The 14,306-nt window shown below is 37.6% G+C and carries 7 protein-coding genes; 3 read left to right on the top strand and 4 right to left on the bottom strand.

Annotated features, from left to right (window positions below; genetic code table 11):
- The first annotated feature begins 125 nt into the window (after window positions 1-125).
- Together IEV85_RS17110 and IEV85_RS17105 are read left to right on the top strand one after the other, a co-directional pair.
- Window positions 126-1,427 (top strand): PorP/SprF family type IX secretion system membrane protein, encoded by a 1,302-nt coding sequence (locus IEV85_RS17110; RefSeq protein WP_188465689.1) that lies wholly within the window; start codon window positions 126-128, stop codon window positions 1,425-1,427.
- 27 nt (window positions 1,428-1,454) lie between these two features.
- Complete coding sequence (locus IEV85_RS17105; RefSeq protein WP_188465687.1) at window positions 1,455-4,664, top strand: FG-GAP-like repeat-containing protein; 3,210 nt, start codon at window positions 1,455-1,457, stop codon at window positions 4,662-4,664.
- A gap of 94 nt (window positions 4,665-4,758) precedes the next feature.
- Here IEV85_RS17105 and IEV85_RS17100 read toward each other — a convergent pair whose 3' ends face one another.
- The 4 genes from IEV85_RS17100 to paaN form a co-directional block, all read right to left on the bottom strand.
- A complete protein-coding gene (locus IEV85_RS17100; protein ID WP_188465685.1) occupies window positions 4,759-5,328 on the bottom strand; it encodes a hypothetical protein in 570 nt (189 codons plus the stop codon).
- Between the two features lie 114 nt (window positions 5,329-5,442).
- The gene (locus IEV85_RS17095; protein ID WP_188465683.1) at window positions 5,443-6,927 is read right to left on the bottom strand and encodes a dihydrolipoyl dehydrogenase family protein; all 1,485 of its coding nucleotides are present in this window, start codon (window positions 6,925-6,927) and stop codon (window positions 5,443-5,445) included.
- Between the two features lie 166 nt (window positions 6,928-7,093).
- Entirely contained in the window at window positions 7,094-7,867 is a 774-nt protein-coding gene (locus tag IEV85_RS17090; protein WP_229712636.1) for a pentapeptide repeat-containing protein, read from the bottom strand.
- Window positions 7,868-8,230: 363 nt separating this feature from the next.
- The gene (gene paaN / locus IEV85_RS17085) at window positions 8,231-9,898 is read right to left on the bottom strand and encodes a phenylacetic acid degradation protein PaaN (RefSeq protein WP_188465679.1); all 1,668 of its coding nucleotides are present in this window, start codon (window positions 9,896-9,898) and stop codon (window positions 8,231-8,233) included.
- A gap of 121 nt (window positions 9,899-10,019) precedes the next feature.
- Here paaN and IEV85_RS17080 point away from each other — a divergent pair, with 121 nt between their 5' ends.
- Window positions 10,020-14,222, top strand: coding sequence for a S8 family serine peptidase (locus IEV85_RS17080; RefSeq protein ID WP_188465677.1), 4,203 nt, complete (start codon window positions 10,020-10,022; stop codon window positions 14,220-14,222).
- Window positions 14,223-14,306: the final 84 nt, after the last annotated feature.

Genomic DNA, 14,306 nt, shown 5'->3' with positions numbered 1-14,306 from the left:
AATAAATGCTTAAAAATAAGTTAAATTTGTTATTTGTTATGCTGTTAATTGAGTAGGTATTTAATACATTGCCTATTAATTCTTTAATCATTTGCAAAAAGAGAGAATAAAAGTACACCCTTTCTATGGTCAAATTTATTTTTGCATTATTGTTTTATTTATTACTTCTTGTGCTTCCTTCAGAAGCTCAGGAATTACCCGTATATAACCACTTTTATTCAACTCCCTATTTATACAATCCCGCTGAAGTTGCTGCTTATCCTTTTCGAAATGTATCGTTAAATCATCGTCAGCAGTGGAGAGGAGTAGAAGGGGCGCCTGTAGTAACTACTTTAACTTTTGAATCTCCTTTCACCTATAAGAAATTTGGTGTGGGGGCTACATTAAGGCATTTTAACCGAGGACTTTTATCTACTACTGACTTTTTAGCTACCTATTCCTATAAAATGAACTTAACCAGGAACAGTACATTTCACTTCGGTATTTCCGGTGGCCTGACTGCAAACAGTATTGATGTTACGCAAGTACAAGACCTTAGCGATCCTGCAATAACTAATTTTCTTAACAATAATATACAACCTATCTCAAATGTAGGCTTTAAGTTAGCCACCTCCAGTGGTATAAATATTGGAGCATCACTGCCCCGCTTGTTTAAACTTCAATATGTGAATAGTCAGAATTTTGAGGCGCTTGAAATATCACCGTTCGAGGAATTCATTCTGATGGCTTATTTTAAAAAGCCGATAGCCTCTAAGATTGTTACCAGAGGAGCAGGGCGATACAAAAGAAGGGTGAAAATTGAGGATGTTTACTCACCCTTTCAAATGTATGCTATTTATCATTATTCTCCTCTTATTGGAAAAAGAGTAGAACTGTTGAGCACGCTTACTTTCAATGAATCTTTCTGGATTGGTGGCTCCTACAGGCTTAATTATGGAATGTCAGGAATTATTGGTTTTAATATGAAAAAACTGTCCTTCAGCTATGCCTACGAACCATCAAGCAAATTAGTTAATGGTATTGCTGATGGGGCTCATGAGATTCAATTAAAACTCACCATTGGTGATAAAATTAAAGAGCTTATTGAAAGACCAAAATTGAAGTCTCTGGATAGATCTAACGACAGAGCACCAAGGTTTTCCAGTCAGGATGTACAGTTAGGTGGCGATGAAGACCAGGTACGAAAGAAGAAGTATTATGTAGTAGTACAGGAATTTAAAGACTTTAATACAGCTGACAGGTTAGTGAAAAAGTTAAAAAAGGATCAGGATGTCACATCTGATATTTTTTATAATGAGAAAACCGGAATTTATTATGTTTATATTTATGAAACCTTCTCAAGAAGAGATGCCGAAAAAGACAAAAAGGCTGCAGAAGAGTTGATGAAATTTAAAAATGTTAAAGTGATTATTATTGATATAAAGTAAATTCAAAAGGTTCATTTAATAGTTTATATGCTTCATTATTTATCCAAATATTTTCTATTTTTTTGCCTTTGCACATTTGCTGTAGATACGCTTGGCCAAAGCACTTACATTGAATCTGTGACTCCTAAAAAAGGCTATGCAGGCCAATTAGTAGAGGTTAAAGGCGTTGGCCTCACAGGAGCCAGCAGAATTTTTTTTGGGAGTATGGAAGGGGAAATCACTGAAGTTTCAGATCAATTGATAGAGGCTAAAGTGCCCACCGGAGCAACTTATGACAATATCACTGTTTTAAACTCATCTACTCGTTTGTACTATAGTAGTGAACATTTTATGTTAAGCTATGGTGGCCAGCAGGGTGTGGCAAGCACAGATTTCGATACGCAAATTGATGGTCCTGGTGGGGGTGGATTATATGATGTAGTTGTTAGTGATCTGGATGGTGATGGCAAAAATGATATGATTGGTGCTTACACTAATATTAACGGAGGTAAGATATGGGAAAACCAAGGCTCACCTGGTAATATTGGTCCTTCCTCAACAATCCCAGCTGGTGTACCATTTAATACATTAAACCTAACTGTAGGCGATTTAAATGGTGATGGTAAGCCTGAATTGGTGTTTTCTGAGTTTTCAGACGCCTTAAATGAAGGAAACAGAATTGCTATTAAAGAAAATATGAGTACACCTGGTAGTATAACTTTTGGTTCTACAACCACTATTTCTTTAACGGGATTTTCTACCAAACGAATTATTATTAAAGACATTGATCTGGATGGGAAGCCCGACTTAGTTGTATCAGATCAGGCCCACAATAAAATTTCAATTGTTAAAAATACTTCTGTAGGGGGGAACATTTCTTTTGATCCTAATATAATCGAACTGAATGTAGGTAATGCTCAAAGTACAGCTGGTTTGGATGTGGAAGATTTAAATGGTGATGGGAAACCGGATATTGTTGCCAACCAATTTTTAACAGATGGTGGAGGGTTTTACATTGCCACTAACCAAAGTACTCCGGGTAACATCTCATTTAATAGTTTTAATCAGTATAATTCACCCGGTACTTTTGTTAACCTGAAAGTAGGGGATATCAATAACGACAATAAACCTGATATAGTAGCTACTTTGTTTTTAAGTTCTGCTGTAGCAATATTTCTTAATGAAACTAGCCAGGTAGGAGGTGCTCCACAATTTGGATCTGCACGTAATGTAGCAACAGATAGCAGACCTTGGGGTTTGGATTTTGGAGATGTGGATGGAGATGGCAACATAGATATAGCAGTTGCTACTGTTGGCCCGGCCAGAACTGTTAATATCTTGAATAATGATGGTACTGGATTAAATTTTACTAAAGTGGCAATTCCTGTTACTTATATTAACAGGAATATTAAGATTGCTGATATTGATGGTGATAGTAAACCTGACATTGTCCTGGCAAGTGTGGATGATGCAAGTAATGGTATTTTTTCATCTAAAATTTCTGTACTAAGGAATAATAGATGTATCAAACCAATCATTACTCCCGAGGGGCCGGTAAATGCATGTGTAGGTAATCCTGTAAGGCTTGAGGTTCAGGATATTCCCGGTCTTACATATCAGTGGAGAAAGGATGGAGCCGTTGTAAAATCAGGTTCGGATAATTTTATAGAATTAACTAATGCTACTTCTTCAGGAGATTACACCGTATCTATTATATCTGATGGAGGAAGTTGCGCTGAGGTATCTGAAACAGTTACCGTAACGATAGTGTCATCCGGTACTTTGCCTTCAGCTACATTAACCGCTAATGATCCGGTATGTAATGGAGGTGTGTTGACCTTAAACGTAGCTTCTGATGTTGGTGCAACCTCTTATGAATGGCGAGGGCCACAGGGGTATTCCGCAACCGGTTTAAGCGTAGATGTAACCAATTTTAATGCGGGTAAAGCAGGTCGTTACTACCTTGATGTGTATGTAGGTAGCTGTATTATTGAAACTAAAAGCATTGTTGTAGATGTAATTTCAGCACCATCCTTTTTCTTAGAGCAATCAGGTGCAGGAACCTACTGCGAAGGGGATCCTGTTTCCCTAAATGTATCTCCTAACACACCAGGCTTTAGCTATCAGTGGTACCAGGGAACATCTCCCATTTCTGGAGCTACCGGTGCAACTTACGCCCCTTCAGGCTCAGGTGAATACCATGTGGAGATTACTGACAATGTGAATAGCTTTTGTCCCACTATTCATTCTGATACATTAGAAGTGGCTTTTCTTGCAGCTCCTGCAGCAAATTTTAGTTTACCTGCTTCTGCCTGCATTGCGAGTGCTGTTTCTTTCACTAATCAGTCTACCGTAGCAGATGAATCACTTGCCCGCTACTCCTGGAATTTTGGAGATGGGAAAACCTCCTCATCTCAAAACCCTACCCATACTTATAGCGCAGCGGGTACATTTGAAGTTACTTTGGAAGTTTCTTATGATGGGTTTGCCACTTGTACATCTCAATCTTCGCAGGATATAACTGTGAATGGAGCACTTAATGTAGCCGTTGAAGCTTCTTCAACAACTGTTTGTGAAGGCGAAAGTACTGTTTTATCAGTGGATGGTGCATTTTCCTCTTATCAGTGGAGCACGGGAGAAACAACTTCTGAAATCACGGTGGATGAAGGTGGTACATATTCTGTAACAGTGGCAAATGCTAACGGCTGCGAAGGCTTTTCAGAAATCCAGATTCAAACTTTTCCTATGCCTAATGTAAGCTTAACCCCTTCAAGTGCTACAATCAAGTCGGGGGATACTGTTTCAATAGTAGTTTCTGGTTTAGTGGATTATGAATGGTTTGCGGGAACAGAAACGTTAAATGAAACTGGCAGCCAGATTGAATTTGCACCACCTGCCACCACTACTTTCAAGGTAGAAGGTATAGATGCCAACGGCTGCTTTGGAAGTGCGGAAGTGACGGTGATCGTTGAAGAAACCAATATCGGAGACAGAATCACACCAATGAAATTCTTTTCACCTAACAATGATGCCATTGCGCAGTTTTGGAAGGTGGAGAACATTGAGAATTTTACCCAATGCGGGGTGGAAATTTATGATCAGCAAGGCAATAGGATTTACCAGGCGAAACCATACAATAACGATTGGGAAGGTACAACAGATAATGGTAGTCCTGTGCCTGATGGAGTATATTACTACGTGATAAAATGTGGTGACAGTGAAATAGCCAAATCAGGAAGTATTACATTGTTGAGGTAGGAGGGGAGCTTTTTGGAATGGATTTATTAAGGTTATTTAATTATTTTCCATATTTCCATTACCATAATATCCAGAAGATTTCTACTTCTTATTATTAATACACCTCATGTTTTCTTATTCCCAGGTTTAGTATTTCATTAATTAGCGGCCAATTCCAATGATCTAAATAGTGTAGCTTTATAAACTTTTCAGTATTTAATTTAGAGTTAATAAGAAGATGGTCAAATCTTGGGAGTAGTTTCATCTCGTCAAAGGTTATAGTTATCTTATTTGTTCCGATTGATTTTGTTATTCCATAAAGATCAAAGCGAAATTTATCTATGTCAATAGTTTCTCCCTTTTCCCACTTTTGTGTCAGTTCTGTAAATAGTATCGAGAAATAGGCATCCCAAATGACATCTGCTATATGATTATAATGTTGATGCTTTTTAGTTTTCCCAATTCCGAAATAAGATTTAAGTGATATATTCAATCGATCTTTATTTTCGTTACGAAGTTGGATTTTGAAATTTGTTCCTATTGTGAACATATCTATTTGAATAGGGGCAAGTCCGTAACGGATTTGTGTTGGATTTTCTAATTGACTGTTTAGAAGCTTATTGTCCCAATAAATCTTGTTAGGTTCAATATGTAATTCGTTATTTCCGACCTTGAATATTTTCACATTTGGTTAATATATTCTAGTTGTGAGGATAAAGAATGATAGTTAAAAACATCAATATTGCTAAATTACTAATATACTGACATCAAATAATTTATAATTTCATTCAATTATCACCTAAAAGCTCTCAATTTCACCTCTCTCGCAATCATAGCAATAGCAGTTTACCTTATTGTTGAGCAGACCGGACTTTAATATGGATTTACCCAATAGTGCCCGCACGCTTTCCTGAATGCCTTCCGTAATGCTGGGGTGGGGGTGTACACACTCCGCCAGCTCCTCAATACCTTTATTCATGCTGATTAATAATGCTACTGCCTGTATGGCTGAGGATGCCTGTTCACCCACTACGCGCATACCCAATACTTTCATTTCATCATCATTAGTAACCAACAGTTTAATAAAACCCTGTGTATTTCTTTTGGCAATCGCTCTGGGAATGGTAGTATAATCCACAGTTACAGCTTTATAATTATAACCTTTCTCTTTAGCCATTTTTTCATTAAGCCCCACACCAGCCACTTCCGGGTTTAAAAACATAATGGTGCTGATGTTTTCATAGACCAGTTTTTTTGTAGGGTGGCTAAAAATTTTCTCTACTGCATATCGTCCTTCCAATTCTCCTACGTTCACCAGGTTAATATCCGCAGTAATGTCTCCAATAGCAAAGATATTTTTAATTGAAGTGTTTGTGTCATGGTCTTCAATACCTCTTAAATTCATTTTAATAGGTACAGCATCCGACCAGATTTTCTCGTAGTTAGGTACTCTGCCGACAGAAACTAAGGCTTTTTCCACTTCAAAAGTCTCGGTGCGTCCATCGGATAAGGCCAGTTCATACATCACTTTTCCGTTAACAATCTCCATTTTTGTTAATGTAGAATTCCTATGGATATGCACTCCCTGTTCTTCCAGATTTTTTTCTATTACAGCTACCACATCAGCATCTTCAAAAGGAAGAATGCTATCTCCCTTATCTATTAAAAATACCTTAGTTTGACCAAAGCCTGAAAAAATAGTAGCGTACTCGCAGCCTACCACACCGGCACCTACAATTACAAGGCTCTTGGGGAAATCAGTCATGTGTTCAATGGTATCGCTACTAAGGATATGCTCCTCATCAATTGGTAAATGAGGAAGTGTTCTTGGACGGCTCCCTGAGGCTATAACGATGTATTCCGCATGCACTACATCAGTTTCTTCATCATTTGTAATTTTAATGGTATTTTCATCCACAATTTCTGCAGTCCCCGTTTGGTAATCAAGGTATTGGCTATAAGTAGGGCTATCTCTCAGGCAATCAAGGTGATGTTGCAAAAGGTGTATTCTCTCTTTTACAGCCAAATTAACTTCTTGCTGAATTTCTTTCCAGATGGTGGCAGGTGACTGCATGCCATAGCGGGAGAGATTTCTGCGGAAAGCCAGCATATCACGCGACAACTCCCACCATGTTTTAGAAGAAAGTGCACCATTGGTAATGCCTGCACCACCTAAAGTTTGCTTTTCAACGAGAAGCGTTTTTTTTCTGAAGTCCACTGCACGCATGGCAGCAGCATAGCCGGAAGGACCGGCTCCAATAATCGCCAAATCGTATTTCTTCATATGTGTAAGCTAATTTGTTACAGGAATTGCACTCCTGGTCAAACTATTCCACAATATAATACAATCTGAACAGTATTAAATAAAAAAAAGCTGCCTTCATTATTTATGTGGCAGCTTCTTTTATAGGGTTGGAGGATTCTTTTTTACCGAACTCCCATTGATAGGGTTATCTGTTGTTTACCAGGTAAGAAGTAAAGCTTTTACCATTCACTTCGGTGTATTTAGTATCCATATCACCATTTATCTGAAAGTTTTTAAGGTTCACAGCACCGTTTAATTTGGTATACTTTAAATTCAGAAAATCTTCGAATATGGTATTGCTAAAATTAACACCATTATCTATTTCAGTGTATTTGAAATTAGCTTCTGAATTGAATGTTGAACCGGAAAAAGTAACCATTTCTTCAAATTCAGCATATTTAAAGTTAGCTAATTCTTTAAAGTTTAGTTTTGCAAAATCAGCTTCTTTTTCAAACTCTGCATATTTAAAATTAGCTTCTTCTTTTATTTCAGAACCTGAAAAATCAACTATTCCTGAGAAAGTGGAATATTTAAATGCAGCACCTTCCTTAAAAGCACAATTTTTAAAAATCACATCTTCTTCAAAATTTGAAACAAAAGTGTATTCTGTGTCATCATCATGTAAATAGGCTAATACATCATCTTCGAATGTACAGTTGATAAAGGTGATTTTGCCTGAGATTTCATTTTTAATGGTGTTGGATGAGGTGCTAAACCACGAACGGCCTGGCAGATCATCCTTTTTCTCTTCATAAGGAGTAAAATCTAAAACTCCTTTAATGGTGGCATTTTGATAGGTAATGTCTTTTCCAGCTTTTGCTTTCTTTATAATCTCTTTGGCATCAATGGATTGCGCATTTACAGATACAGTTACTGTTACAAATAATAGGGCTGCTAATAGTAAGTTAATCTTTTTCATCATCTTTTAGTTTAGGTTTTATTTTTTATTTCTTATAATCTGTTCAATAGATGTGCCTAAACTTAAAGTGGTTGCATGGGAAAAGAATTTTTTTTGCAATTCCTGCATCAGAGGGAGTGAAGAGGTTATTTTTATTTCCTGTAGGAATTTCCCCCAAATATTAGTGTGTTCAAAAGTGGACAGAAAAGTGTTCGGTTTAAGACGTATAATACTCCTGAAATCTGCATTGTGGGGTATCTTTTTTTATAATAAATTGTAGAAGATAGGTGGCTTTATTGGAATAGTCTTTTTATATAATCGCAGAGGTGGAAGAAGAAAATGCCCTCCGAAGCTTATTTTTTCGGAGGGCTTAAGTCAAATCAATTATTCCTCAACAGGCTCTCTAAAACCCACCCAGGTAAATCTTTTAATTACATATTCCGGGTTAGTTAAAGAAGCATTTCCGGAAGGATTGCCCCCTGTTACATGAAAATCAGAAAAACCAGCATTCTGGTTTACATAAATGCCTCCTGTTAAGTTAAAGCTCACGGGAGTGGCAGCCAGCGCCATAGCATCCATAATGGCATTTTTTGTCAGATTATCAGTTGTGTAAGCGCCACAAGAGATAGCTCCATGAGCTTCAGCCAATTCTGAGGCCAATTGAATAGATTCCTGTGTGTTTTTAGTTTTAATTAATAGTACAACCGGACCAAATAGTTCTTTGGTAAACTTGTCTTTGTCTTTAGTAGTCATTTCTACAACTATAGGGGTAGCAGTTCTCGCTTCTTTAAACATAGGGTTTTCAATGCTTCTGCTTTTCATCCATACTTTGCTTCCTAATTTTTTGGCTTCTTCCGTATGAGCAACAGTATTTGGGTTCTGAATAGCTCCTAATACAAAAGGGCCTGCTTTAGGATTATCCACTAAGCCATTAATATTATCAACCAGCTTTTGTGCGAACTCATCAAAACTGATTGTTCCGTTGGGAGATTTAATGCCTTCTTCCGGAATGAAAAAGTTCTGTGGACAGGTACACATTTGGCCGGAATAGAGGCAGATGGAAAATGCCAGGTTTTGTGCTACTTTATCAACGTCTTCTACTGAGTCCAGTATAATGGAATTTACCCCGGTTTTTTCAGTAAATACTGTTTTGCCTTTTAATCCTTCCAGGTAAGACCCAAATGCTGAACCACCTGTATAATCGATCAACTTAACGGCCGGGTCTTCTGCCAACTCTTTTGTGATCATATGATCATAAGTATCGGCCGCCAATTGACATACATTAGGGTCAATTCCATTTTCTTTCAATACTTTTTGAATTTCTGCCACTACAATAGCCATTGGCAATATTGCCCCCGGATGAGGTTTTACTATGCTGGTATTTCCTGTAATTAATGAGGAATATAATCCCGGTACGGAATTCCAGGTAGGGAAGGTGCTACAGCCTATCACCAGGCTAATTCCCTTTGGTACAGCTCTCCAGGTTTTATTTAGTTGGATATTAAATTTACCCATTGGCTTCTCCCACAATTTCTTTTCCGGAAACCTTTTCTGCTCTTCATAACCTAAAGCAAGCGATTCCAAAGCACGGTCAGCTGCGTGAGGTCCCGAGGCTTGAAATGCCATCATATATCCCTGTCCTGTTGTGTGCATGGTAGCATATGCATTTTCAAAGAACCGCTCCTTAAATCTTTCAAGGCTTTCCACTAAAATAGCTGCCCTGTCATCAATACTGATGTTTCTCCACTGACTCCAGGCTGTTTTACTTCGGCTGATTAAAGTGTTAGGACTAAATGAAGGATAAAGAATTCCCAAAGGCTTTTGCATATAAGGAGATTCTTCCTGACCCACCCAGGCCTCAGGGCTTTCCTGCAATAAATCTTCAAACTTTTTATTGAGGCCGGCCTGAAATTTCTCTCTGCCATCCTTATCGGCTTCTTCTCCGTATATTTTAGGTGAGGGATGCTCCGGGTATTGTGCAAAAAATGCTCTGTCATGGATGGCATCAATTGCTTTATTTAAAGTTTCTTTGTGTTTTTTGAATAAACTCATCGATATAAATTATTTAAATTTGTGTGAATTGTCATTGCCTAAAGATACATTTAAGAATTGAAGCTGGAAAATGCTTTTTGATGGATAAATATAAATCCTTCGATTTAACCTTATTAGCCATATGAAAAAAATATTACTGCTCAGCTTTATCTTTCTCTACTCTGCTTTTCTACACGCACAAACAGAGCCCTATGTTCCGGGATTGGTAGTAATAAAATTAAAGCAGGAAGCTGGCCGGGGTACCGGGGAAATACTTCTTAATGAAGCTATGTTACAGGAAGATAACCGTGTACAAAAAGTGGAAGCAGTAATTTCATCTCAGGCCTTGCAAAGAAGAGGGCAAAGCAGCATCCTTTCTGGCCTTTACAAAATTGATTTGCAAGCGGACATTAATGAAGAAGAATACCTGAATTATTTAAACTCTTTTGATAATGTGGCTTATGCAGAACCTTATCCCAATGTTTATCCACTGTTGGTTCCTAATGATCCTCAGGCTAAAATAGGTGCTTCACAAACATATCTGGAACAAATTAAAGCGTATCTGGCGTGGGATATCTCTCAGGGAGACAGTACGAAAATTATTGGCATTATTGATACAGGTGTTGATTTGGACCATGAAGACCTCCGGAAAAACTTATATCTTAACACAGCTGACCCGATAGATGGAGTAGATAATGATGGGGATGGCTATATTGATAATTACTACGGATGGGACTTTGCGGATGGAGATCATATGCCTGAAGCTGATGGCAGTGCACATGGAACAGGGGTGGCAGGAATTGCCGCTGCCAGTACTAATAACAGCCTTGGAATGGCAGGAATTGGGTTTCAAACCAAATTTATGCCTTTGAAGATTTTCAGATCGTCAGATAATTCCTCTCGGAATAGTTATGAGGCAATCATTTATGCGGCAGATAAAGGTTGTGATGTCATCAACCTTTCATGGGGAAATTCAGGAAGATATTCTCAGTTTGCGCAGGATATTATTAATTATGCAGTACTCGAAAAAGACGTAGTGGTAGTAGCGGCTGCCGGAAATACCAATGCTGAACTTGACTTTTTTCCGGCTTCTTATGATAATGTGACTTCTGTAGGGTTTGTAAATGGCAGTGATGTAAGAGATCCCAACGCAACATATAGTAATTATATTGATGTAGTGGCTCCGGGAGTAAGTATTTACACCACACAGAATAATAATACATATAACAGAGACGGAGGCTCTTCTTACGCTGCACCAATGGTAGCAGGTGCTGCGGCTTTAATCAGGGCGGTTCATCCGGAATGGAACGCGCTGCAGGTAATGGAGCAACTCAGAGTCAATTCAGATGATATTAGCGCTGTGGCTGATAATTCAAATTTTGAATACAAATTTGGTAAGGGGAGGCTCAATATTTTTAAAGCACTGGCTAATTTTGATGATCCTGCGATACGAATTTCTAATGTGAATTACACCAACGGCCTGGAGCAAGCAGCATATTTCGGTGATACGCTTTCCATTTCCCTGGAGTTTACCAATTACTTGGAACCTATTGAGAATGTGGAAGTCACGCTTACTTCAGAAAGTGAGTATGTCACAATAGTTAATAGCAATTTCACAATTCCTTCACTTGCCACATCTGAAAAAACAAGTAATGATGATTCTCCTTTTGTAGTGATTTTATCGGAAAACCTGCCGGAAAATGAAGTCATTAGCTTTAGAATATTAATGGAGGGAGAGCTTTATTCGGATTATCAGTCTTTCAGAATTTTTTCGAGTCCTAAAACACAGATTTACAATTTTAACAACTGGCGCTTCGGGTTTACTTCTACAGGTAATATAGGTAGAAGTTATGAAAATCCATTTATCTCTTATTCTCTTCGTTACAAAGGCATTTCTTTATTGGATCACCTGGGAATAGCTTTGGCAACTGCTGAAGATAGTATCAGCAAAAACATGGCCCTTGATCCCGAAAGTTATCTGTTTACGGAAGAATTAGAAACGGTTGAAAGGCTTAAAAGATATAATGATGTAACGGCTGATTTTGATGTGAGGAGCGTCCTGAAAGAGCAGGATACCATCTCTTCAAAGCTGGGAATATACATTCGCCAAAGGCTTCTAGGTTGGCAAGATGAAGGTGAGGAAGGACTGCTGATTTTGAAATATCAGTTGATGAACAGAAGTAACAAGGATTATAAGAAGCTTTATTTTGGTTTCCTTGCTGATTGGGCTGTTGGCGGACAAGCTAATAACAAAATTCAATTTGACTCTTTAAATAGATTGGTTTATGCGTATAATTCTTCCGATAATTTATATGCAGGCTTAGCGGTGATTGAGGGAGGATTTCTGAATTTTAATGCAATAGATGTTGGTAATAGCAATGGAAATACCTCTGATCTTATTAATAATGAATTTACAGATTCATTTTTATGGAAGAAAATATCAGAGATTTTCCAAAAAAGAACAGCAGGAGATATAGGAGTTGGGAATGATGTTGCCAGTATGTATAGCTTGGAAATGAATGATTTTTACAGTGGATCTTCCAGTAACGCAACCTTAGCTTTATTAACAGCTGAAAGTACTGAGGCGTTATATGCCTTATTAGATAAGGCCAAAGAAAGAAATCATCAAGTATATGCTAATCCTCCTATGGGAAGACAGGTTTACGTATGCCCGGATGATTCGCCCATCATTTCAACAACATCAAAAAGTACATATAAGATTTACTCTGATGCTTTATCAAGTACTGTAATTTATGAAGGGACTGATTTTGAGCCGGGAGTCATAAAGGCTGATACTACTTTTTATTATGAAGAGATTGATTCAGCAGGATTTACAACTTTAAGAAAGCGACTGCAGCTGGCAATTTCTAAACCTGTTGCGCAATTTGAATTGCCCGATCAACCTTTTTTACTTAATCCTGATGCCAGCAATAGTTACAGGTTTTTAGATGCCAGTAAAGATGCCGTTAGCTGGAAATGGAGTTTTAGCAATGGTTTCCAGTCCACTAAAAGAAATCCGCTTATCGCTTTTAATGAAGCGACTAGCATAGACGTTCAGCTAATTGTAGAAAATTATATTGGGTGTATAGATACTATCAACCAAACGTTCATTACGCGCTGGAGAGTTTCTGTACCAAAAATTGCATCTGTTGAAATATGTAGCAATAGCAGGGTTTCTCTTGAAGATCCTGCGTTACAGGAAATTGTGGTGTACCAGGATTTAGCGGGCAGTAAGGAAATATACAGGGGACAATCATTTTTAACGCCTCCCGTAAGCAAAGATACAGTCTTTTACATCCGTAATGAAACAGGTGAGTATCCCTCGCTGATGGCACCTGTTGCTGTTAAAGCTATTCCTTTACAAGCTGCTATGGAAGTAATTAATGATATTAATTCAGATAACGATAAAGGAAAAGCACGTAATAAAAGTAAGTTTGCAAGCAGTGTAAAATGGTTATTAGGTAATCAAGAATTGGGAAGCTCAGATACTGTATCCTTTGATTTGCTTGCACTGCAAAATCAAAAATTGAAGTTACTGGCTTTTAGTCAATCAGGTTGTGTTGACACCCTTATTTTTAACCCTGTTGTAAGCGAAGTTCCGGTATTTGATGATTTTTATACTTGTAGTAATAGCAATATTATCATAAGTGCTACCAATACCTCATCATTATTGTTCTATGCTGATTCCTCTTTAACACAGTTTATAGGCAAGGGTGAAGAGTTGTTATTATCGAATGTACAATCAGATACATTAATGTATGCTGTCAATATCAATAATGTTGTACCTTCAGCTAAAGTGAAAATACCTATCTATGTCAATAAGTTAAATGCCGATTTTAAAATGAGTACAGATACTCTCAATACAGCGTTTAACAATTCTCTCAGTTTAGAAGGTATAGCAACTAATGTAGGTAATTGGGAATGGCGGTTAGGAAGTGAGCAAACTTACGATGGAAGACTACTGAATGTTAATTTCGATGCTGCCGGAGTGTATGATATTTCTTTAACAGTTAAAGATTATATGGGCTGTACTGCTACTGAAACCAAAAAGTTAGTAGTTGTTAATGATCCTCTTTTAGGAAATGAAGCACAACTAAAATCGTTCTTCTCTATTTTTCCAAATCCTGCCAATAAATTCATTCATTTAAAAGCTAGAGGAGACTTTAAGTATGATTCATATAAAATTATGGATGTAAAAGGTGCGGAAATACTCACAAAGAAAAGCGAGAACCCTGTACAGCAGGCCGAAGTAATATCCACCAGTGAATTGAAGAATGGACCTTACTACCTGGTACTTAAAAAAGGAAAGAGTGAAGCAGCATTTTTGTTCATTGTAAAACATTAACGATTTCTTCCCTCCTTTAAGTATTTTGGTATAAATTTGAAACAATCATCTTTGAAGATGATTATTTTGAGGTTAATAGTAATT

The sequence above is a fragment of the Marivirga lumbricoides genome (assembly GCF_014636295.1).
GTDB classification, from domain to species: domain Bacteria; phylum Bacteroidota; class Bacteroidia; order Cytophagales; family Cyclobacteriaceae; genus Marivirga; species Marivirga lumbricoides.
The sequence above is the reverse complement of the archived record's forward strand: the minus strand, read 5'-3'. Positions and strand labels throughout refer to the sequence as shown.

What these genes read in the sequence shown, in the direction of transcription:
- IEV85_RS17095 (WP_188465683.1), bottom strand. Translation starts at nt 6,927, where the DNA reads ATGAAGAAATACGATTTGGCGATTATTGGAGCCGGTCCTTCCGGCTAT.
- IEV85_RS17090 (WP_229712636.1), bottom strand. Translation starts at nt 7,867, where the DNA reads ATGAAAAAGATTAACTTACTATTAGCAGCCCTATTATTTGTAACAGTA.
- paaN (WP_188465679.1), bottom strand. Translation starts at nt 9,898, where the DNA reads ATGAGTTTATTCAAAAAACACAAAGAAACTTTAAATAAAGCAATTGAT.
- IEV85_RS17105 (WP_188465687.1), top strand. Translation starts at nt 1,455, where the DNA reads ATGCTTCATTATTTATCCAAATATTTTCTATTTTTTTGCCTTTGCACA.
- IEV85_RS17110 (WP_188465689.1), top strand. Translation starts at nt 126, where the DNA reads ATGGTCAAATTTATTTTTGCATTATTGTTTTATTTATTACTTCTTGTG.
- IEV85_RS17080 (WP_188465677.1), top strand. Translation starts at nt 10,020, where the DNA reads ATGAAAAAAATATTACTGCTCAGCTTTATCTTTCTCTACTCTGCTTTT.